The 22120-nt window shown below is 61.7% G+C and carries 19 protein-coding genes and 1 other RNA gene; 9 read left to right on the top strand and 11 right to left on the bottom strand.

The genetic code is table 11. The features are described from left to right. The first annotated feature begins 212 nt into the window (after positions 1-212). The 4 genes from zipA (at position 213) to ffs (ending at position 5113) form a co-directional block, all read left to right on the top strand. The gene (zipA, locus tag AC1RP7_RS17820; RefSeq protein ID WP_407515280.1) at positions 213-1067 is read left to right on the top strand and encodes a cell division protein ZipA; all 855 of its coding nucleotides are present in this window, start codon (positions 213-215) and stop codon (positions 1065-1067) included. A 91-nt stretch (positions 1068-1158) separates the two neighbouring features. Beyond that, positions 1159-3516 (top strand): NAD-dependent DNA ligase LigA, encoded by a 2358-nt coding sequence (gene ligA, locus AC1RP7_RS17815; RefSeq protein ID WP_493181801.1) that lies wholly within the window; start codon positions 1159-1161, stop codon positions 3514-3516. Between the two features lie 222 nt (positions 3517-3738). Beyond that, entirely contained in the window at positions 3739-4905 is a 1167-nt protein-coding gene (locus tag AC1RP7_RS17810; protein WP_493181803.1) for a zinc-binding metallopeptidase family protein, read from the top strand. A 111-nt stretch (positions 4906-5016) separates the two neighbouring features. Beyond that, positions 5017-5113: signal recognition particle sRNA small type (gene ffs, locus AC1RP7_RS17805), an RNA gene on the top strand. 60 nt (positions 5114-5173) lie between these two features. Here ffs and AC1RP7_RS17800 read toward each other — a convergent pair. Further along, entirely contained in the window at positions 5174-5971 is a 798-nt protein-coding gene (locus AC1RP7_RS17800) for a substrate-binding periplasmic protein (RefSeq protein ID WP_090454066.1), read from the bottom strand. A gap of 123 nt (positions 5972-6094) precedes the next feature. On the opposite strand from AC1RP7_RS17800, the gene dnaX reads away from it, so the two are divergent. The 5 genes from dnaX (at position 6095) to AC1RP7_RS17775 (ending at position 11917) form a co-directional block, all read left to right on the top strand. Continuing rightward, positions 6095-8176 carry a DNA polymerase III subunit gamma/tau gene (dnaX, locus tag AC1RP7_RS17795; RefSeq protein ID WP_090454068.1) on the top strand — a complete coding sequence of 694 codons (2082 nt, stop codon included), beginning with the start codon at positions 6095-6097 and terminating at the stop codon, positions 8174-8176. 67 nt (positions 8177-8243) lie between these two features. Beyond that, positions 8244-8582 (top strand): YbaB/EbfC family nucleoid-associated protein, encoded by a 339-nt coding sequence (locus tag AC1RP7_RS17790; RefSeq protein WP_007971455.1) that lies wholly within the window; start codon positions 8244-8246, stop codon positions 8580-8582. 278 nt (positions 8583-8860) lie between these two features. Next, positions 8861-9892, top strand: a complete 1032-nt coding sequence (curA, locus tag AC1RP7_RS17785; RefSeq protein WP_102668953.1) for an NADPH-dependent curcumin/dihydrocurcumin reductase — start codon at positions 8861-8863, stop codon at positions 9890-9892. A gap of 79 nt (positions 9893-9971) precedes the next feature. Beyond that, complete coding sequence (gene recR, locus AC1RP7_RS17780) at positions 9972-10574, top strand: recombination mediator RecR (RefSeq protein ID WP_057715679.1); 603 nt, start codon at positions 9972-9974, stop codon at positions 10572-10574. 194 nt (positions 10575-10768) lie between these two features. Further along, complete coding sequence (locus AC1RP7_RS17775) at positions 10769-11917, top strand: acyl-CoA dehydrogenase family protein (protein ID WP_493181806.1); 1149 nt, start codon at positions 10769-10771, stop codon at positions 11915-11917. A 139-nt stretch (positions 11918-12056) separates the two neighbouring features. Here AC1RP7_RS17775 and AC1RP7_RS17770 read toward each other — a convergent pair whose 3' ends face one another. The 10 genes from AC1RP7_RS17770 to AC1RP7_RS17725 all read right to left on the bottom strand — a co-directional run bounded on the left by AC1RP7_RS17770 (position 12057) and on the right by AC1RP7_RS17725 (position 22117). Continuing rightward, entirely contained in the window at positions 12057-12605 is a 549-nt protein-coding gene (locus tag AC1RP7_RS17770) for an adenine phosphoribosyltransferase (protein WP_008057870.1), read from the bottom strand. Positions 12606-12685: 80 nt separating this feature from the next. Further along, positions 12686-13420 (bottom strand): fumarate/nitrate reduction transcriptional regulator Fnr, encoded by a 735-nt coding sequence (fnr, locus tag AC1RP7_RS17765; protein ID WP_046041331.1) that lies wholly within the window; start codon positions 13418-13420, stop codon positions 12686-12688. A gap of 90 nt (positions 13421-13510) precedes the next feature. After that, on the bottom strand, positions 13511-14893 hold the full coding sequence (gene hemN / locus AC1RP7_RS17760) for an oxygen-independent coproporphyrinogen III oxidase (RefSeq protein ID WP_493181931.1): 1383 nt from the start codon (positions 14891-14893) through the stop codon (positions 13511-13513). A 237-nt stretch (positions 14894-15130) separates the two neighbouring features. Next, a complete protein-coding gene (locus AC1RP7_RS17755; protein ID WP_154946542.1) occupies positions 15131-15814 on the bottom strand; it encodes a sulfite exporter TauE/SafE family protein in 684 nt (227 codons plus the stop codon). Next, a complete protein-coding gene (gene ccoS / locus AC1RP7_RS17750) occupies positions 15807-16025 on the bottom strand; it encodes a cbb3-type cytochrome oxidase assembly protein CcoS (RefSeq protein WP_056721958.1) in 219 nt (72 codons plus the stop codon). The genes AC1RP7_RS17755 and ccoS overlap by 8 nt, the downstream gene beginning before the upstream one ends. A 22-nt stretch (positions 16026-16047) precedes the next feature. After that, complete coding sequence (locus AC1RP7_RS17745) at positions 16048-18501, bottom strand: heavy metal translocating P-type ATPase (RefSeq protein ID WP_218496714.1); 2454 nt, start codon at positions 18499-18501, stop codon at positions 16048-16050. Positions 18502-18655: 154 nt separating this feature from the next. Further along, positions 18656-19195 carry a FixH family protein gene (locus tag AC1RP7_RS17740; RefSeq protein ID WP_218496713.1) on the bottom strand — a complete coding sequence of 180 codons (540 nt, stop codon included), beginning with the start codon at positions 19193-19195 and terminating at the stop codon, positions 18656-18658. Positions 19196-19206: 11 nt separating this feature from the next. After that, positions 19207-20622: a cytochrome c oxidase accessory protein CcoG gene (gene ccoG, locus AC1RP7_RS17735; protein ID WP_057715674.1), complete on the bottom strand. Its 1416-nt coding sequence runs from the start codon at positions 20620-20622 to the stop codon at positions 19207-19209. Positions 20623-20957: 335 nt separating this feature from the next. Further along, positions 20958-21935 (bottom strand): cytochrome-c oxidase, cbb3-type subunit III, encoded by a 978-nt coding sequence (ccoP, locus tag AC1RP7_RS17730; protein ID WP_057715672.1) that lies wholly within the window; start codon positions 21933-21935, stop codon positions 20958-20960. After that, complete coding sequence (locus AC1RP7_RS17725; protein WP_003175465.1) at positions 21932-22117, bottom strand: CcoQ/FixQ family Cbb3-type cytochrome c oxidase assembly chaperone; 186 nt, start codon at positions 22115-22117, stop codon at positions 21932-21934. Before AC1RP7_RS17725 ends, ccoP begins: the two co-directional genes overlap by 4 nt. Positions 22118-22120 lie beyond the last annotated feature (3 nt).

Raw genomic sequence — 22120 nt, 5'->3', positions numbered from 1 at the left:
CTGGCTTCGACTTGCTGGCCAATCGACATATTCGCGCTAGCCAACGTGGTAGACGGTGTAAAGTTGCCTTTGGTCGTGCTAGTTTAATGTCAATTTTTCGTATACGTGGGCAAAACGCCTGTCAGAACATAGAGTTGGCGCCACGTTTTAAAGCGGTTTGCAGGTTGTAAACCCCTTATTTTTCAGCATTTTTTATAGAGGCACGGGATTACATGGAAATCGGTCTGCGCGAGTGGCTGATCGTCATCGGCATTATTGTCATTGCCGGTATTCTTTTCGATGGCTGGCGCCGTATGCGCGGCGGCAAGGGAAAACTGAAGTTCCGTCTTGATCGAAGTCTGTCCAACCTGCCGGACGAGGACAGCAGCGCCGAGCTGCTGGGCCCGCCGCGCGTGCTGGACGCACATAAAGAGCCGCAACTGGACGAGCAGGATCTGCCGTCGGTGAGCATGCCGGCGCGGGAGCCTCGCGAGTCGGGCTCCAAACGTGGCAAGCGTGGCCACAGCGAGCCTTCCCAGGGCGACATGAACCTCAGCCTGGATCTGGACGGCGGCCCGAGCTTCAGCAGCCGCGACGACGATTTCCCGGACAACACCAAGTCCGCGCCAGCGGTCAACGACAAGGATCAGCCGCAAGCTGAAGAAGTGCTGGTGATCAGCGTGATCTGCCGCGACGCTGCCGGCTTCAAGGGCCCGGCGCTGTTGCAGAACATTCTGGAGAGCGGTTTGCGTTTCGGCGAGATGGATATTTTCCATCGCCACGAAAGCATGGCCGGCAACGGTGAAGTGCTGTTCTCCATGGCCAACGCGGTCAAGCCTGGCGTATTCGACCTGGACGACATCGACCACTTCAGCACCCCGGCGGTGAGTTTCTTCCTGGGTCTGCCAGGTCCTCGCCATCCGAAGCAAGCCTTCGACGTGATGGTGGCAGCGGCGCGTAAACTGTCCCAGGAGCTCAACGGTGAGCTCAAGGACGACCAGCGCAGCGTGCTGACCGCCCAGACGATCGAGCACTACCGTCAGCGCATTGTCGAGTTCGAACGCCGCGCCCTGACCCAGAAACGTTGATTGAAATGGTTATTCCCGCGCGGTGCGCGGGATGATCGGCAAAACAGATTGAGCAGCCTCGGCTGCTCTTTTGCTTTATGAGAGAACACCCATGACCGCCGCCAAGAACCGTATTTTAGAGCTGCGCGCTGAGCTGGATCAGCACAACTATCGTTACCACGTGCTCGACGAACCGAGCATTCCGGACGCCGAATACGACCGCTTGTTCAGCGAGCTCAAGGCCCTGGAAGCGGCCAATCCCGAACTGATCACCAGCGACTCGCCAACCCAGCGAGTGGGCAGCGCGGCGCTGTCGGCGTTTACCCAGGTGCGTCACGAAGTGCCGATGCTCAGTCTGGGCAACGCCTTCGAAGAAACCGACATGCGTGAGTTCGACCGCCGGGTGACCGAAGGCCTGGACCTGCCGGCGGGCGACCTGTTCGGTGGCGGCGCAACCGTTGAATATAGCTGTGAGCCCAAGCTTGATGGCCTGGCCGTCAGCCTGCTGTATCAGGATGGCGTGCTGGTGCGCGGCGCGACCCGCGGCGATGGCACCACCGGCGAAGACATCAGCGTCAACGTGCGCACCGTACGCAACATTCCGCTCAAGCTGCACGGCACCGGCTGGCCGGCGACCTTGGAGGTGCGCGGCGAAGTGTTCATGTCCAAGGCCGGTTTCGAGCGGCTCAACGCCACGCAACTGGAAGTCGGCGGCAAGACCTTCGCCAACCCGCGCAACGCGGCGGCGGGCAGTTTGCGCCAGCTGGACTCGAAGATCACCGCCAATCGCCCGCTGGAGTTCTGCTGCTACGGCATCGGCCAGGTGTCGGCGGACATCGCCGATACGCACATCGGCAATTTGCAGCAACTCCAGGCCTGGGGCATGCCGATCAGTCATGAGTTGAAACTGGCGCACGGCATCGCCGAGTGCCTGGATTACTACCGCGACATCGGTGAGCGTCGCAGCGCGCTGCCGTATGAAATCGACGGCGTGGTGTTCAAGGTCAACAGCATTGCCTCCCAGCGCGAACTGGGTTTTCGTGCTCGTGAGCCACGTTGGGCCATCGCCCACAAATTCCCGGCGATGGAAGAACTCACCGAGCTGCTCGATGTGGAATTCCAGGTCGGCCGCACCGGGGCGGTGACGCCGGTGGCGCGTCTGAAACCGGTCAAGGTCGCGGGCGTCACGGTGGCCAACGCCACCTTGCACAACATGGACGAAGTCGCGCGCCTGGGCCTGATGATCGGCGACACGGTGATCATCCGCCGTGCCGGTGACGTGATTCCGCAAGTGGTGCAAGTGGTCATGGAGCGTCGTCCGGAAAACGCCCGACCAGTACAGATTCCCGAGCAATGTCCGGTGTGCGGTTCCCATGTCGAGCGCACGCAACTGATCAAGCGCAGCAAGGGGCGCGAAACGGTCAGTGAAGGCGCGGTGTATCGCTGCGTCGGCCGGCTGGCCTGTGGTGCGCAACTCAAACAGGCCATCATTCACTTCGTGTCCCGTCGCGCCATGGACATCGAAGGCCTGGGTGAGAAGAGTGTCGAGCAACTGGTCGACGAAGGCTTGGTGAGCTCGCCTGCGGATCTGTACGCCCTGACCTTCGAGCAGATCGTCGATCTGGAAGGCTTTGCCGAACTGTCGAGCAAGAACCTGCTCGGCGCCATCGAAGACAGCAAGAGGCCGGGGCTGGCGCGGTTCATCTACGCCCTGGGGATTCCTGATGTCGGCGAGGAGACAGCCAAGGTCCTGGCCCGCTCCCTGGGTTCGCTGGAGCGGGTGCAACAGGCCTTGCCGCAGGTGCTGACGTACTTGCCGGATGTTGGCCTGGAAGTCGCGCACGAGATCCACAGTTTCTTCGAGGATGAGCATAACCAGCAGGTGATCGCTGATTTGCTCAGGCATGGCCTGCAGATTCAGGATCAGGGCGAGTTGGGTGCCGAGTTTTCGGCGAGCACCACGCTGGGCGGTTTCCTCGACAAACTGCATATCCCCTTGGTAGGGCCGGGCGGGGCGCAGAAACTGGCGGACAAATTCGGCTCGCTGCAGGCTGTGATCGGTGCTGACTGGCTGGATATGCGCCAGGCGCTGCCGGAAAAACAGGCCAATTCGGTGCGCGAGTTCTTCGCGGTCGAGGCCAATCGCCAATTGGCCGAAGCGGCGGAGAAGCAACTGGCCGATTTCGGCATGCACTGGCAGAGCGAGAAGAAGGTCGTCGAAGGCTTGCCGCTGGCCGGGCAGACCTGGGTGCTGACCGGTTCGCTGGAGCTGATGAGCCGCGATATCGCCAAGGACAAACTCGAAAGCCTCGGCGCCAAGGTCGCCGGCTCGGTGTCGGCCAAGACCCATTGCGTGGTGGCTGGGCCGGGTGCCGGTTCGAAGTTGACCAAGGCCAATGAGCTGGGGCTGAAGGTGCTGGATGAAGAGGCGTTTGTGGCGTTCCTGAAGGATCACAACATCCCGGTCTAGCACGAACCCTGTGGCGAGGGGGCTTGCCCCCGTTGGGTTGCGAAGCAACCCTAAAACCGGCAAACACTGTCTTTGCTGACACTCCGAGCTAGCCGCATTCACGACTGCTTCGCAGCCGAACGGGGGCAAGCCCCCTCGCCACGGTCAGGGATGGTCTTGCGTGTGGGAACGATCTTGTCACGGTAATGATCTAGTCTTGGCAAGCCCCAGGGAGAGATCGCCATGTACCCTTTCTTCGAGCAACTCAGCTCGCGCATCGCCGCGCCGTTCATGGGCGAAAGCTCGCGCAACAGCAAGGTCTGGTCCTGTCGTTGCGGGCAGTCGCTGTTCTTTCGCAACAGCCAGTGCCTGGCCTGTTCAGCGGCGTTGGGTTATCAGCCGGAGCAGAGTCGCTTGTCTGCGCTGCAACCGGGTGTGCAGGCAGGCACCTGGCGGCTGGATGCCGATCCCGGGGCGGGCCTGTTTCGACGCTGCGCCAATCTAGACTCCCCAGCGGCCTGTAATTGGTTGCTGCCTGCCAATGACGGTGACGTCTTGTGCATTGCCTGCAGCCTCAATCGCACCATTCCTGACCTATCGATAGCCGACAACCACGAGCGCTGGCGCAAGGTGGAAACCGCCAAGCGGCGTCTGGTGGCGCAACTGCTCAGCCTGGGGTTACAGGTGATTCCCAAAGCCGTCGATGAGGACACGGGCCTTGCCTTCGATTTCATCGGCGTGGACCTCGAAGGCAAACCGCCCACTACCGGGCACGCCAATGGCCTGATCACCCTCGACATCAAGGAAGCCGACGATGTGCACCGCGAGCAGGTGCGAGTGCAAATGCACGAACCCTATCGCACGCTGCTCGGGCATTTTCGTCACGAAGTCGGGCACTACTACTGGGATCGATTGATCGCCAATGGCCAGTGGCTTGAGCCTTTTCGCGGATTGTTCGGCGATGAGCGCGCCAGCTATGCCGAAGCCCTCGAGCGGCATTATCAGCAGGGCGCACCGCTCGACTGGCAGCAGCACTACGTCAGCGCCTATGCGACCATGCATCCGTGGGAAGACTGGGCGGAAACCTGGGCGCATTACCTGCACATGATGGATGCGGTGGACACCGCGCTGGGGTTTGGCATGAGTGCCCGGGAAATGGACTTCGACTATCAGCCGTTTCCACCTCAAACCCTTTACGATCCGCAGCATCCCGGCGGCGCGGCGTTCCTGTCGTTCGTCAATGCCTGGATCGAACTGGCCGGCATGCTCAACGAATTGTCACGCAGCATGGGGCAGCCGGATTTCTATCCGTTCGTCCTGCCGCCAGCGGTCATTGCCAAGCTGCACTTTATTCACCTGGTGATTCAGCAGGAGGGCGGCAGGGCGGACGAGGTGCTTGAGGCGCAATAGCAAGTGCTTGAAGCCCCTCATGTTTTTAATCCGAAACCAACGGTTGTAACTTCGCCTCAGATAGGTACAATGGCGCGGCTCGCCGACAGGTGAGCGTCGTTATGGTGACCCTATCGGTCCCCCCGCAACGATCAGCCGTGAACCCGGTCAGGCCTGGAAGGGAGCAGCCGCAGCGGTGACATTGTGTGCCGGGGTGTGGCTGGTAGGGTTACCACCTTAACGCCACGCGAGTGTTCTCTCGCGTTATCTTTCTGAAATCAGACTTTCGCTAGCTGCCAGGATCTTGTCCGGGGCGGTTTTTTGCCGTTTGCGGTTTATCCACAGCCGCAGGCTCGCCACCGATATACAGCCGAACAACCTCATCGATCTCCCCGGACATCTTCATCCGCGCCAGGGTGCGCAGGATGCTCTGCACCGGGATCTTCGGGTCGTTGCGAACGTAGCAACCGATTTGGTTTTCCTGCAGCACTGCCACGCCTTGCAGTTGCTGCTCCGGCAGCAGGCGGTGATTGAACCAGTCCAGGCTCCATTGATTGCTGACGGCATAGCGATTGCGGCCGGCCAGGAGCTTTTCCAGCACTTGTTCCTGATTGCGTGCGTCGTCGCGCTGCAGTTGGCCGGTGTCGAACAGCGGCTGCAGGGTCGGGTAGCTGTAACCGAGCACGGTGCCAATGGGCTGTTCCGGCAAGTCGGCGGGGTTGACTGCGCCGGGCGGCGCATGCCGGGTGATCAACAAGTCAGGTTGAATGAAGAGCGGGATGCTCCAGAGATAATCGTCAGGCTGATCGGGCAGCCACGATTGCGCGGCATAACAGCGGACATCGACCTCGCCTTGCGCCATGGCGTTTTCCACCCGCCCGCGAGGCAACACATGGAATTCGGCCGGCACGCCGACCTGAGTCGCGAGGCTGAGCATCACGTCATACAGGATGCCCTGGGTCGGCTTGCCCCGTTCAAGCTGCACCATGGGCATGGTCCAGCTGTCGGATATCACGAAGCGCAGCGGTGCTTGCGCAGCCACGCCGTCCAGGCTGATCAACAGCAATGCCCCCAAGGCCAGCCGCATAAACACTCCGTTAAAAGCCCCCGATGTGCAGCTTAGCCACAATACACGAGCGCACCGGATGCAATTTGTCCCTTGCTCCGCTAGCATTAGCCGCTTCTGCTTCCTTCGCTGCGACGGTTTTCGATGAGTTATCAGGTTCTTGCACGTAAATGGCGTCCGCGCTCGTTCCGCGAAATGGTCGGCCAGACCCATGTGCTCAAGGCTCTGATCAATGCCTTGGACAGCCAGCGGCTGCACCACGCCTACCTCTTTACCGGTACCCGTGGGGTCGGCAAGACCACCATCGCGCGAATCATTGCCAAATGCCTTAACTGCGAGACAGGTATCACTTCGACCCCCTGTGGCGAATGCTCGGTGTGTCGCGAAATCGACGAAGGCCGCTTTGTCGACCTGATCGAGATCGACGCCGCGAGCCGCACCAAGGTCGAAGATACCCGCGAATTGCTCGACAACGTGCAGTACGCCCCGAGCCGCGGGCGCTTCAAGGTCTACCTGATCGACGAAGTGCACATGCTCTCCAGCCATTCCTTCAACGCACTGCTCAAAACCCTCGAAGAGCCGCCACCCTACGTCAAGTTCATCCTGGCGACCACTGACCCGCAGAAACTTCCTGCAACGATTCTGTCGCGGTGCCTGCAGTTCTCCCTGAAGAACATGACGCCGGAACGCGTTGTCGAGCACCTGACCCACGTACTGGGTGTCGAGAACGTGCCGTTCGAAGACGATGCGCTGTGGCTGCTGGGCCGTGCCGCCGACGGGTCGATGCGTGATGCCATGAGCCTGACCGACCAGGCGATTGCCTTCGGTGAAGGCAAGGTCATGGCCGCCGACGTGCGGGCGATGCTCGGGACCCTCGATCACGGGCAGGTCTACGACGTCCTGCATGCCCTGATCGAAGGCGATGCCAAGGCGTTGCTCGAAGCCGTCCGCCACCTGGCCGAACAAGGCCCGGACTGGAACGGCGTGCTTTCGGAAATTCTCAATGTGCTGCACCGCGTTGCCATCGCCCAGGCCTTGCCGGAAGGTGTCGACAACGGTCACGGCGACCGTGATCGCGTGCTGGCACTGGCCCAGGCGTTGCCGGCCGAAGACGTGCAGTTCTACTACCAGATGGGCCTGATCGGGCGCCGCGACCTGCCGCTGGCGCCGGATCCCCGGGGCGGTTTTGAAATGGTGTTGCTGCGGATGCTGGCGTTCCGGCCCGCAGACACCGCGGATGCCCCGAGGCAACCGCTAAAGCCAGTGGGGATCAGCCAGGCCACAGTTGATTCCGCAAACTCAGTGGCTGCCGCGCCGGTTGTTGCGCCGGTAGTCGCTGCGGCCGTTGCGCCGATAGCGGCTGCGCCAGTGGCAGCTCCAGCACCTGCACCGGAACCGGTTGCGCCGGTCGTTGTGCCAGAACCTGCGCCTGTGCCTGTGGTTGAAGCGGTCGTGGTCGAAGAGGTTGTCGACCTGCCGTGGAATGACCCGGTCGAGCCAGCGCCCGTCCAGCAACCGGCGGCAGAGCCGGTGCTGGAAACCGCCAGCGAACAACCCGAATTACCGCCAATGCCGTTGCCGACGCCGGACAGCGTGGTGCCGGACGCCCCGGAGTGGGCCGCCGCGCCGATCCCGGAACCTTCGGTGGCCGACGTCGATGCCGCGACGCCGGGCATGGACCTGGATGACGAGCCGCCGCTGGACGAGGATTACATCGAGCCGGACATGGATTCGGCCTACAGTTACCTCGACGAACTGGCCAGCGAGCATGCCGCCGACCCGGCTCCGGAGCCCGAGCCTGAGCCCGCGGCGATGCCGGCCACCGGTCTGGCCCTGCAATGGCTGGAGCTGTTCCCGAAATTGCCGATCTCCGGCATGACCGGCAGTATCGCCGCCAACTGCACGCTGATCGCGGTCGATGGCGACAATTGGCTGATGCACCTGGACCCGGCCCACAGTGCCTTGTTCAACGCCACTCAACAGCGGCGCCTCAACGATGCGCTGAACCAGTATCACCAGCGCACGCTGACCCTGAGCATCGAGCTGATCAAGCCCGAGCAGGAAACCCCGGCACAAGCGGCTTCGCGCCGCCGCGCCAACCGTCAGCGCGAGGCAGAGGAATCGATCCACGGTGATCCGTTCATCCAGCAAATGATGCAGCAGTTCGGTGCAGTGGTCCGTAACGATACTATTGAACCTGTCGACGCCCTGGTCACTCAGGGCTAATAACTGAAGGCACCTGGCCGCATGGGCCGGGCGCTGTTTTAATCCAAGTACTTTTGAGGTGATTACCATGATGAAAGGTGGCATGGCCGGCCTGATGAAGCAGGCGCAGCAGATGCAGGAAAAAATGGCCAAGATGCAGGAAGAACTGGCCAACGCCGAAGTCACCGGTAAGGCCGGTGGCGATATGGTCACCGTGGTGATGACCGGTCGTCATGACGTCAAGAGCGTGACCATCGACCCAAGCCTGGTCGAAGGCATGAGCGAAGACGACAAGGAAATGCTCGAAGCGGTCATCGCATCCGCGGTCAACGATGCCGTGCGCAAGATCGAAGCCAACAGCCAGGACAAAATGGGCAGCATGACTGCCGGCATGCAACTGCCGCCGGGCATGAAACTGCCATTCTGATTCGCCTTCAGGCGGCAGATGAGCTACAAAAATGCCAGGCAATGCGCCTGGCATTTTTGTTTTCGGCATTGGAGATGTAGTGTCTGGAATGCCGTCATCGCGAGCAAGCTCGCTCCCACAGGGGGGGTTGCATTCCAAATGTGGGAGCGGCGGTGCGGCGATCCGACTTGCCCGCGATGAAGTCGCCTCGGTCTTGCTGAATAAACATCGAACGCCATACCGCCACAAAGGTCTGCTCCCTACATCACTGAACCTCATCGATCACAGGAGACGCTGCCATGTCCGACCCCATGACCCTCAATCAACGCATTGTCCTGGCTTCTCGCCCGGTGGGCGCGCCAACGCCGGAAAACTTCCGTATGGAGCGGGTGGCGCTACCGGACCTGGCCGACGGTCAGGTGCTGCTCAAGACCGTTTTCCTGTCGCTGGATCCCTACATGCGCGGACGCATGAGTGACGCACCGTCCTACGCCGCACCGGTGGAAATCGGCGAAGTCATGACCGGGGGCGCTGTCAGCCGGGTCGAGCGTTCGCTCAATCCGAAGTTTCAGGAAGGTGATCTGGTGGTCGGTGCCACCGGTTGGCAAAGCCACAGCATCAATGACGGTCGCAGCATCATTCCGATTCCCGCGCTGCCAAGCCCTTCGATGGCCCTCGGGGTGCTGGGGATGCCGGGCATGACCGCGTACATGGGCCTGATGGACATCGGCCAGCCGAAGGCCGGCGAAACCCTGGTGGTCGCAGCGGCGTCCGGGGCGGTGGGCTCGGTGGTCGGCCAGGTGGCAAAGATCAAGGGGTTGCGCGTGGTCGGTGTGGCGGGTGGTGCGGAAAAGTGCCGTTATGTGGTCGACGAGTTGGGCTTCGACGCCTGCATCGACCACAAGAGCCCGGACTTTGCCGACGAACTGGCGCAAGCCTGTCCCAAGGGCATCGACATCTATTATGAAAACGTCGGCGGCAAGGTATTCGACGCCGTGGTGCCATTGCTCAATCCCAAGGCACGGATTCCGCTGTGTGGCTTGATCGCGTCCTATAACGCCCATGAGGCGCCGAGCGGCCCGGATCGCCTGCCACTGTTGCAGCGCACCCTGTTGACCAAGCGGGTGCGCATCCAGGGCTTCATCGTGTTCGATGACTATGGTGATCGCCAGCCGGAATTCCTCAGTGCCATGGCGCCCTGGGTACGCGATGGCAAGGTGAAGTTCCGCGAAGACGTGGTCGATGGCTTGGAACAGGCGCCTGATGCGTTCATCGGCCTGCTGGAAGGGCGCAACTTCGGTAAATTGGTGGTTCGGGTTTCCCGGGACTGAGTAATTCACGCTGCAATTTGACGCTCAACCGAGGCGCGGGTATAAACCGCGTCTCGTTGTTTTGTCGGACTTTTCCACCATGAGCTTCAGCCCTTTGATTCGCCAACTGATCGACGCCCTGCGAATTCTGCCAGGCGTGGGTCAGAAAACCGCCCAGCGCATGGCGTTGCAGTTGCTCGAGCGTGACCGCAGCGGCGGCTCGCGCCTGGCGCTGGCCCTGAGCCAGGCCATGGAAGGGGTCGGTCACTGCCGCTTGTGCCGTACGCTGACGGAAGATGATCTGTGCCCGCAATGCGCCGATACCCGTCGCGACGATACCTTGCTCTGCGTGGTGGAAGGGCCGATGGACGTCTATGCGGTGGAGCAGACCGGTTTCCGCGGGCGCTATTTCGTGCTCAAGGGCCATCTGTCGCCGCTCGACGGCTTGGGGCCGGAAGCCATCGGCATTCCGCAGTTGATGGCACGGATCGAAGAGGCCGGCACCTTCACCGAAGTCATTCTGGCCACCAACCCGACCGTGGAAGGTGAAGCCACGGCGCACTACATCGCCCAATTGCTCAGCAGCAAAGGCCTGATCGCCTCGCGCATCGCCCATGGCGTACCGCTGGGTGGCGAGCTGGAGCTGGTGGATGGCGGGACGCTGGCACATTCGTTTGCCGGGCGTAAGCCGATTTCGCTCTGAGTTCATGTGGCGTCCATGCTGACGCCATCGCGAGCAAGCTCGCTCCCACATTGGTTTTGTGTGCACCGCAGAACCCCTGTGGGAGCGAGCTTGCTCGCGATGCAGGCGGCGCGGTCCGTCTGAATGACACAATCCTGTTGAAAACCAAGCAAGCGCTCGGTTAACTTCACTGACCCCTTCAGTGGAGCTCGCCGATGTCTGCCTTTCAGGAATACTTCGACCCCAGCCACCAATTGGTCCGCGACAGCGTCAGACGTTTCGTCGAACGCGAGATTCTTCCTGACGTCTCGCAGTGGGAAGAAGCCGAAAGCTTTCCTCGCGAGCTCTACCTCAAGGCCGGCGCGGCGGGGGTTCTCGGCATCGGGTACCCGGAGGCCTACGGAGGCAGCCACGAAGGGGATCTGTTCGCCAAGGTTGCCGCCAGTGAAGAGTTGATGCGTTGTGGCTCAGGCGGGTTGGTTGCCGGCCTGGGGTCGCTGGATATCGGCTTGCCGCCCATCCTCAAGTGGGCCCGACCCGAAGTGCGGGACCGAGTGCTGCCCCAGGTGCTGTCGGGAGAGAAGATCAGCGCCCTGGCCATCACTGAGCCCGGCGGCGGTTCCGACGTCGCCAACCTGCAAACCCGTGCCGTGCGCGACGGTGACTTTTACCGGGTCAGTGGCAGCAAGACCTTTATCACCAGCGGCGTGCGCGCGGATTTCTATACCGTCGCAGTGCGAACGGGCGAACCGGGTTTCGGTGGCATCAGCCTGTTACTGATCGAGAAGGGCGCACCGGGATTCACCGTAGGACGGCAGCTGAAGAAAATGGGCTGGTGGGCGTCAGACACCGCTGAACTGTTCTTCGATGATTGCCCAGTGCCCGCAGGAAACCTGATCGGCGCCGAGAACATGGGCTTTGCTTGCATCATGGGCAACTTCCAGAGCGAACGCCTGGCCCTGGCATTGATGGCCAACATGACCGCACAGCTGGCGCTGGAAGAGAGCCTGAAATGGGCGCTCGAGCGCGAAGCCTTTGGCAAACCGATCGGCAAGTTTCAGGTGATCAAGCATCGCCTCGCCGAGATGGCGACCGCGCTGGAGGTGTCCCGGGAGTTCACATACCGCCAGGCCGCGAAAATGGCGGCGGGGCAGAGTGTGATCAAGGAGATTTCCATGGCCAAGAATTTTGCGACGGATACTGCGGACCGGATCGTGAACGATGCGGTGCAGATACTCGGTGGGCTGGGTTACATGCGCGAGAGCCTGGTGGAGCGGCTGTACCGCGATAACCGCATCCTGTCGATTGGCGGCGGGACGCGGGAAGTGATGAACGAGATCATCAGCAAGCAGATGGGGCTTTGAGCCGATCTTGAATTTAGTGGTGTTGCCGCTGACGCCATCGCGAGCAAGCTCGCTCCCACAGTGGATTGCATTCTTTCTGACAGAACGCGGTCGAATGTGGGAGCGAGCTTGCTCGCGATGGCGGTCTGACCGGCGCCGCTTACTTGTCGCTCAACGCAAACTGCGTCAGGCAGAACGTAGGAATGCCCATGTCTTCCAGACGCTGCGAGCCACCTAGCTCCGGCAGATCGATGATCGCCGCCGCTTCATGCACCCGGGCGCCCATGCGGCGGATCAGGTTGGCGGCGGCAATCAGGGTGCCGCCGGTGGCGATCAGGTCATCGAACATCACCACCGAATCCCCCTCGCACAGGCTGTCGGCGTGCACTTCCAGGAAGGCTTCGCCGTATTCGGTCGCATAGCCCTCGGCCAGCACGTCGGCTGGCAGCTTGCCTTGCTTGCGGAACAGCACCAGCGGCTTGTTCAACTGATAGGCCAGTACCGAACCGATCAGGAAGCCACGGGCGTCCATCGCGCCGATGTGGGTGAAGTCAGCCTCGACATAACGGTGGGCGAAGCTGTCCATCACCAGGCGCAGGGCCGTGGGCGACTGGAACAGCGGGGTGATGTCGCGAAAGATCACACCCGGTTTCGGGAAGTCGATGACAGGGCGGATGAGGGATTTGATGTCGAAGGAGTCGAAGACCATCGTCGTGGTGTCCTGGCAGGGCTGCAAACGACGCAGTATAACGGCGGCTGACCCGTTTCGCTCAGCCGCAACGTTTTGTTTCAGCCTTCCAGTGAGCCACCGGCCAGGGCGCACAGCTGGATCGGGTCGATAATCCGGATTTCCTTGCCTTCTGCCGCAATCAGCTCGTTTTGCTGGAAGCGGGTAAAGACGCGGGATACGGTTTCCACCGCCAGGCCCAGGTAGTTGCCGATTTCGTTACGCGACATGCTCAGGCGGAACTGATTGGCGGAAAAACCCCGGGCGCGGAAACGTGCCGAAAGGTTGACCAGGAAGGTGGCGATGCGTTCGTCGGCGGTCTTTTTCGACAACAGCAGCATCATCTGCTGGTCGTCACGGATTTCGCGACTCATCACCCGCATCAGCTGACGGCGCAACTGCGGCAATTGCAGGGCCAGTTCGTCGAGACGCTCGAAAGGAATTTCACACACCGAGGTGGTTTCCAGGGCTTGTGCCGACACAGGGTGCTTTTCCGTGTCCATGCCCGACAGACCGACCAGTTCGCTGGGCAGGTGGAAGCCGGTGAGCTGTTCTTCACCGGTGTCGCTCAGGCTGAAGGTCTTGAGGGCGCCAGAACGGACCGCGTAGACAGAATCGAAGGTATCGCCCTGACGGAACAGAAATTCGCCTTTTTTCAGCGGCCGGCCACGTTTGACGATTTCGTCCAGCGCATCCATGTCTTCCAGATTCAGCGAAAGTGGCAGGCAAAGAGGGGCCAGGCTGCAATCCTTGCAATGGGCTTGATTATGAGCGCGCAGTTTTACTGGCTCGGACATTTCTTCAATCCTTGTGGGAATTCACACATAAGACGTAAGGGTAACTCACCATAGGATATCGAGGCCAGTCTGGGGCGCTAGCTTGCAGAATTAGATTACCCGTGAAAATCGCTGGCGACTGTGTTGTTCCAGGTACGCGTCGAACACCATGCACACCGAGCGCACCAACAGTCGCCCGGCGGGCAGGACGGTGATCCTGTCGCGATCGAGTTCAATCAGCCCGTCTTTGGCCATGTATTGCAACTGGGGCCAGAGATCGCCGAAATAGCCTTGGAAATCGATGTTGAAGGCCTGCTCGATGTCAGCGTATTCGAGACTGAAATTGCAGATCAATTGCTGGATGACCGCACGCCGCAGCCGGTCATCGGCATTGCACAGCAGGCCGCGGCTGGTGGCCAGTTGCATGGATGCGAGCGCGTTCTGGTACTGGTTCAGGTCGCTGCTGTTCTGGCAGTACAGGTCGCCGATCTGGCTGATCGCCGACACACCGAGGCCGATCAGATCGCAATGACCGTGGGTGGTGTAGCCCTGGAAATTGCGTTGCAGGGTCGATTCTTCCTGGGCAATCGCCAGCTCGTCGTCGGGCAGGGCGAAGTGGTCCATGCCGATGTAGCGGTAACCGGCGGCGATCAGTTGCTCGATGGTGCGCTGCAGCATTTCCAGTTTCTGCGCCGGTGTCGGCAGTTCATCGCTGTTGATGCGCCGCTGCGGCATGAAGCGTTCTGGCAGATGGGCGTAGTTGAACACCGATAGTCTGTCCGGTTGCAGGCGGATGACCTCTTCCACGGTGCGGGCGAAATTCTCCGGTGTCTGTCTCGGCAGGCCGTAGATCAGGTCGATATTGATCGAGCGAAACTGCAAGGTGCGGGCGGCGTCGATTACCGCGCGGGTTTCTTCCAGGCTTTGCAGGCGATTGACTGCACGTTGCACGGCCGGGTCGAGGTCTTGCAGGCCGATGCTGACCCGATTGAAACCCAGTTCCCGCAGCAGGCCCATGGTCGACCAGTCGGCCTCGCGCGGGTCGATCTCGATGCCGTAGTCGCCGGAGTCGTCGTCCAGCAAATTGAAGTGTTTGCGCAAATGCGCCATCAACTGGCGCAGTTCGTCGTGGCTGAGAAAGGTCGGTGTGCCGCCACCGAAGTGCAGTTGCTCGACTTTCTGCGTAGGGTCGAGGTGGCAGGCGATCAACTGGATTTCCTGTTCCAGTCGCTGCAAGTACGGTTGCGCCCGGCCGCGATCCTTGGTGATGACCTTGTTGCAGGCGCAGTAATAGCAAATGTTCGCGCAGAACGGCACGTGCACGTACAGCGACAACGGGCGTTGGGCCTTGCGGCTGTCGCGCAGGGCATGAAACAGGTCGAAGGTGCCGACCTGGCTGTTGAATTGCACGGCGGTCGGGTACGAGGTGTAGCGTGGTCCCGCCAGGTCATAACGGCGGATCAGATCGGTGTCCCAACGAATGGCGTCGAGCATCATGCGGGCATTCCCCCGGATAGGCTGGCAGTGTCGGCCACTTTATGCGAGGGCGGGGTGGGGGATCTTGATTTGCATCAAGTGGGCGTTTGAAGCTCATTTGTGGCGAGGGGGCTTGCCCCCGTTGGGCTGCGAAGCAGCCCCAAAATCAGAGAATGCGGTGAGTCAGTGCGAAAGGAGTTGCCGGGTTTACGACGGCTTCGCCGCCGAACGGGGGCAAGCCCCCTCGCCACAATGTTAGTGCCCCATCAACCAATGCTGATGCGGCCCCGGCAACGTCCAGATGCCAAACAGCATCACCAGCATCCCACCCGCCATCCGCACGCTGCGCTTGCGCAACAGTGCGGTGATGCGCTCGGCGGCAAGGCCTGTCGCCAGCAGCACTGGCCAGGTGCCGAGCCCGAACGCGAGCATCAACAACGCACTGTCCAGCGCGTTGCCCTGGCTGGCCGACCATAGCAAGGTGCTGTAGACCAGGCCGCACGGCAGCCAGCCCCAGAGCGCGCCCAACAGCAGCGCGCGCGGAACGTTCGACACCGGCAGTAACCGGTTGGCGACTGGCTGGATGTGCCGCCACAGGCCTCGACCGAGGCTTTCGATACGGGTCAGGCCGCTCCACCAGCCGGCCAGGTACAGGCCCATGGCAATCAGCAGCAAGCCGGCGAGGATGCGCAGGAACATCGCCGCCGGGCTGCTGGCCACGGCCCATCCGGCCAGGCCGATCAGCAGTCCGGCACAGGCATAGCTCAGAATCCGGCCCAGGTTATAGGCCAGCAGCAGGCGAAAGCGGCGGCTGCGTTGCTCCTTGGGAATCGCCAGGGTCAGCGCGCCCATCAAGCCGCCGCACATGCCCAGGCAATGGCCGCCGCCGAGCAAGCCGAGGATCACCGCAGACACCAGCAGTGGCGTCAATTCAAGCATGGGGCGGGGCCTTGTCGTCCGTTTTGGCCGGTTGGCCGCTGGCCTCGTCGACGGCGGCGGTGTGGTTCGGGTCCTGGTCGTCGAACAGGATGCTGTGGGCCGGGCCGTCAAGGTCGTCGTACTGACCGCTGTCCACCGCCCAGAAGAAGATATAGACGGCGATGGCCACGATCAGCAGCGCAGCGGGAATCATCACGTAAAGAGCTGGCATCTGGACTCCATGCCCGCGCGGCTCAGGCCGGCAGCGGGCGGGTTTCTGGCGTGGTGCCGGGGGCGGGCGCGCTCGGCATGCGAGTCAGGCGCAGCGCGTTCAACACCACGGTCAACGAACTGATCGACATGCCCACCGCCGCCCATACCGGAGTGATCCAGCCGAGGGCGGCGAAGGGCAACATGAGGCCATTGTACAACCCGGCCCACAGAAGGTTCTCGATAATGACCCGACGGGTGCGCCGCGCCAGGCTGAAGGCTTGCACCAGCGCGTCGAGGCGGTTGGACAGCAGCACGGCGTCGGCACTGGTTTTCGCCAGGTCGGTGGCCGAGCCCATGGCGACGCTGATATCCGCAGCCGCCAGCACCGGCACGTCATTGACCCCGTCACCGAGCATCAACACCTTGCGACCTTCCTTGTGCAGTTGTTGCAGGACCTGCAGTTTATCGTCTGGACGCAAGCCGCCGCGGGCTTCATCGATACCCAGTTCCGCCGCCACGCTGGCGACCATCGGCGAGCTGTCGCCGGACAGCAGCAGCGTGCGCCAGCCACGGGCCTTGCACGCGGCGAGCAGCGCTGGCGCATCGGCACGCAAGCGATCATCGAGGACGAGCCAGGCCAGCGGCCCCTCGCTGTCGCCCAGTAGCAGCCATTGGCCGGGTTCTTCGGGCATCGATGGCACCATGGCGCCGCTGAGTTCGCAGACAAAACCCGGTTGGCCGATACGCAGACGCCGCCCATCAACCAGCCCCTCCAGGCCAAGGCCCGGTGTGCTGTGGACTTCTTCGGCAGCCGTCGGCGCACGACCGAAAGCGCGGGCGATCGGATGTTCGGAGCGGTTTTCCAGGGCGGCGGCGAGGCTCAGGCATTGATCGCTGTCGAGCGCGCCGAGGGGGCGGATCGAGCGCAGCGCCAGGCGTCCTTCGGTGAGGGTGCCGGTCTTGTCGAAAATCACCGTGTCGATCTGGTTCAGGCCTTCCAGCACATGGCCGCGGGTCAGCAACAGACCGAGTTTGTGCAGTGTGCCGGTGGCGGCGGTGAGGGCGGTCGGCGTCGCCAGCGACAAGGCGCACGGGCAGGTCGCCACCAGCATCGCCAGCACGATCCAGAAGGCTCGCGAGGCATCCAACTGCCACCACAACAGGCCAATCGCGGCGGCGGCGATCAGCGACAACAGCAGGAACCATTGCGCGGCGCGGTCGGCGATTTCCGCCAGGCGCGGTTTTTCCGCCTGGGCACGATCGAGCAGGCGAACGATGGCCGAGAGGCGAGTGTCCTGGCCCAGGGCCTGGACCTCGACGGTGAGTGCGCCTTCGACGTTCATTGTGCCGGCGGTGACCGCGTCGCCGAGGGTGCGTGGTTGCGGCAGGTATTCGCCGGTCAGCAGCGACTCGTCGACACTCGACTGGCCGTCGAGGATCTTGCCGTCAGCCGGGAGAATGGCGCCCGGATGAACCAGCACCTGATCGCCTACACGCAGTTCACTGAGCAGAATGCGTTCGCTCTGGCCGTCGGCTGTCAATCGCAGGCACGAGGCGGGCAATAGATTCACAAGCTGCGCGGTGGCGGCGGCGGTGCGCTCGCGGGCTCGGCGTTCCAGATAACGCCCGGCCAGCAGGAACAGGGCAAACATGCCGACGGCATCGAAATACAGCTCGCCGACCCCGGTGATGGACGTCCAGATCCCGGCGATGTAGGCGCTGCCGATGGCCAGCGACACGGAAACGTCCATGGTCAGATGGCGGGTGCGCAGATCGCGCATGGCGCCTTTGAAGAACGGCGCGCAGCTGTAGAACACAATCGGGGTGGTGAGGAACAGCGCGACCCAGCGCAGGATGGTGTGCAGTTCGGGGCTGAGGTCGATGTTGAATTCAGGCCAGGTGGCCATGGTTGCCATCATCGCCTGGAACCACAGCAGACCGGCCACGCCGAGCTGGCGCAGGGCCAGGCGGTTTTCGCTGGCCAGTTGTTCGCTGGCCCGGTCGGCCTGATACGGGTGTGCGGCGTACCCGATGTGACGCAGTTCGCTGAGGACCTGGCTCAGCGGCAACTGCCCATCGGCCCAGCGGACGTGCAGGCGATGGTTGGACAGGTTCAGGCGCGCTTCGGCTACGGCCGGCAAGGTGCGCAGGTGTTTTTCGATCAGCCAGCCGCAGGCCGCGCAGCTGATGCCTTCCATCAGCAGCGTGGTTTCGGCCAGTTCGCCATCGTGGCGGACAAAGGGCTGCTGCACATCGGCGCGGTCGTACAGTGCCAGTTCATCCACCAGTTGCACCGGCAGCGCTTCAGGGTTGGCCGAGGCTTCGCTGCGGTGCTGGTAATAGCTTTCCAGGCCACCGGCGACAATGGCCTCGGCCACGGCCTGGCAGCCTGGGCAGCAGAATTCGCGGGTTTGCCCCAGGACCGCAGCGGTGAAGCGGCTGCCGGCCGGGACGGGCAGGGCGCAGTGGTAGCAGGGGAGTGGGGTGGTGGTCATGGAGTATTCACTAGTACTGCTGAATCTCTATCGTCGGATAGGGCCTCATCGCGAGCAAGCTCGCTCCCACAGGGATCATGGGTGTACTCAGGTTCTGAGCACGGCGGTGATCAACTGTGGGAGCGAGCTTGCTCGCGATGCGCGAAGCGCGGCTTTACTTTTTCAGGTCTTCAGCACCTTGCAGCGGTTCGTCACCCAGCAGCAGATCCTTGTCATGGCTGACCGGTTCCTCTTCGAACATGCGCCAGATGTGCTCGTCCTGAGTGCCAAGCAACTCGACAAAACGCCGGCCTTCGATCTTGTCACTCAACTGGCCGATGTAGCGGCCCTGCTCGGTTTCGCTGCGGGTCAGGATGATCTTGCGATCCTTTTCCGGCTGGGTCGGCGAGATCAGGTTCAGCTCCAGGGTCTTGGGCTGGCTGTCGCCGCTCAGGCGCAGGTCAACCTCGCCAGTCATGCCGTCGAGATGAACGCTGGCGCGCATTTTCAGGGTCTGGGCCAGCAGCTCACGGTCGAGGGAGCGGTTGATGCCTTTGCCGGCCTCGTAGTAGTTGTCGTTGACCAGGTTGTCCGGGTTGTTCACCGCGATGGTCACCATGGACAAGGTCAGGGCCACCGAGCAGGCCAGGATCCCGATGATGATCCACGGCCAGAGGTGCTTGTACCAGGGGCTTGCGGCATTTGCTGCGGGCATGTTCAGTTCTCTCAACGATTCTGTGGGCCGATGAACCGGCTCTTGGCTTCAATGTGGACGCTGTCGTCATCGGCGTCCTTGAGGATGAATTTCACCTCGTTGGTGCTCGACGGCAGCTTTTCCGGTGCAACGGACAGCTCGGCAGGCTGGCTGACGATCTCGCCGGCCGCAACCTTGATCTCGCGTCGACCCTGCAATTTGAGATCCGGCAGGCCGGATGCTTCGAGCAGGTAGGTATGGTCGCGCTGGTCCTTGTTCATGATTTTCAGGCTGTAGACGTTTTCGATCCGGCCTTCGGCGTTCTCGCGGTACAGCACACGGTCCTTGCTGACATCGAAACCCACCAGCGCACGCATGAAGAATGCCGTTACCAGCAGGCTGATCATCGCCAGCAGCACAATGGCATAGCCAATCAGGCGCGGGCGCAGTTTATGGGTTTTCTGTCCGGACAGGTTGTGCTCGGTGGTGTAGCTGATCAGTCCGCGCGGGTAGTCCATCTTGTCCATGATGGCGTCGCAGGCATCGATGCAGGCGGCGCAACCGATGCATTCGATTTGCAGGCCGTCGCGGATGTCGATGCCCGTCGGGCAGACCTGGACGCACATGGTGCAGTCGATGCAGTCACCCAGGCCCTGGGCCTTGTAGTCGATACCTTTTTTACGCGGTCCACGGCCTTCGCCACGGCGCGGATCGTAGGAAACGATCAGGGTGTCCTTGTCGAACATCACGCTCTGGAAGCGTGCGTACGGGCACATGTAGATGCACACCTGTTCGCGCAACCAGCCGGCGTTGCCGTAAGTGGCGAGGGTGAAGAAGCCGACCCAGAAGTACGACCAGCCATCCGCCTGGCCGGTGAAAAATTCGAATACCAGTTCGCGGATCGGCGAGAAGTAGCCGACGAAGGTCATGCCGGTAACGAAGCCGATCAACAGCCACAGGCTGTGTTTGCTGAGCTTGCGCACGAACTTGTTGGCGCTCATTGGCGCCTTGTCGAGCTTGATGCGTTGGTTGCGGTCACCTTCGGTGACTTTTTCGCACCACATGAAAATCCAGGTCCAGACGCTTTGCGGGCAGGTATAGCCGCACCAGACCCGTCCGGCGTACACGGTGATGAAGAACAGGCCGAAGGCGGCGATGATCAACATGCCGGACAGCAGAATGAAATCCTGAGGCCAGAAGGTGGCGCCGAAAATGAAGAACTTGCGCTCCGGCAGGTTCCACCACACGGCCTGATGACCGCCCCAGTCCAGCCACACCGTGCCGAAGTACAGCAGGAACAAGAGGGCTCCGCCGGTCATCCGCAGGTTGCGAAACAGGCCGGTGAAGGCGCGGGTGTAGATTTTTTCCCTGGAGGCGTAGAGGTCGACGCTGTTGTTCGCGTTTTTGGTGGGTGGAGTGACGTCGTGTACCGGAATCTGGTTGCTCATCATTGCATCCCACGGCAGTGGAAAAATGCCTCGGTCAGTACGTGCCGACCGCGGTCAAAAAGGGGTGTTGCAGTGGCGCAATGATACGCCTGTCGCTCTGGCCTGCGGGTGCGACCTTTGGTCACGTTTGGCAAAATCAATTGATGGTGTAATGACTTGAATCAATTGACTTGGGAATTATGGACGAGTTTTCGGGGGTGGGGGCGTTCAACCCGGCTTCCTTTCATGAGCGCTCTTTGCGATTGAACACTTGAAGATCGACACCTGGCCTTAAACAAAACGGCCCCGCCAATTCACATTGGCGGGGCCGTTTTTTGTTGCTTCAAGCGTTTGCCTTACTCGGCGTCCGCTGCCTTCTCACCGTGAGACAGGCTGTAGACGTAAGCGGCCAGCAGGTGAACCTTGTCGTTACCCTGCATTGCCTCTTGCGCAGGCATCTGGCCCTGACGGCCGTAACGGATGGTCTGCTGCAGTTGAGCGAAGCTCGAGCCGTAGATGAACGCTGCCGGGTGAGTCAGGTCAGGTGCGCCCATCGCTGGCGTACCCTTGCCTTCCGGACCGTGGCACGCCACGCAGTTGGTGGCGAACAGTTTCTGCCCGGCAGCCGGGTCGGCCTTGGCGCCTTCCGGCAGCTTGCGGCCATCGAGGTTGGTCAGGATAAACGCGGCCACGTCGGCCACGCCTTGCTCGCCGATCACTTCAGCCCATGCAGGCATCACCGCGTGACGGCCGCCCATGATGGTGGTCTTGATGGCTTGCGCGTCGCCGCCCCAGCGCCAGTCGGCGTCGGTCAGGTTAGGGAAGCCGTAGGCGCCCTTGGCGTCGGAACCGTGGCAAACCGAGCAGTTGGAGGCGAACAGGCGGCCGCCCATCTTCAAGGCTTGCGGGTCCTTGGCCACTTCTTCGATTGGCATGGCCGCGAACTTGGCGAAGATCGGACCGAACTTGGCGTCCGACCTGGCCATTTCCTTTTCCCACTCGTGAACGCCGGTCCAGCCGGTCTGGCCGTTGGCGAACGGGGTCTGCTTCTCGTTGTCGAGGTAGCCATAACCCGGCAGCAGGCCTTTCCAGTTACCCAGGCCCGGATACAGCACCAGGTAACCCAGTGCGAAGATGATGGTGCCCACGAACAGCATGAACCACCATTTCGGCAGCGGGTTGTCGTACTCCTCGATGCCATCGAAGGAGTGCCCGACGGTCTCGTCTGTCTGCTCGCTGCGCTGGCCCTTGCGGGTCGACAGCAGCAGCCAGGTCAGGGAAAAGATCGTACCGAGACTGAGGACTGTGACGTACAGACTCCAGAATGTAGTCATTCTTTGTTACTCCTAGAAGCTTGCTCGACGTGCTTGATGGCTTCGGGATCATCCGCAAAAGGCAGCAAGGTCGCGTCTTCAAACTCAGACTTGCGCTTGGGGCTGAATACCCACAGCGCCAGACCGATGAAGGCCACCATCACAACGACGGTGCCCAGGCCACGAATCATCCCGATATCCATTTA

The sequence above is a fragment of the Pseudomonas sp. GW822-FHT01E03 genome, from assembly GCF_058802985.1.
The sequence above is the reverse complement of the archived record's forward strand: the minus strand, read 5'-3'. Positions and strand labels throughout refer to the sequence as shown.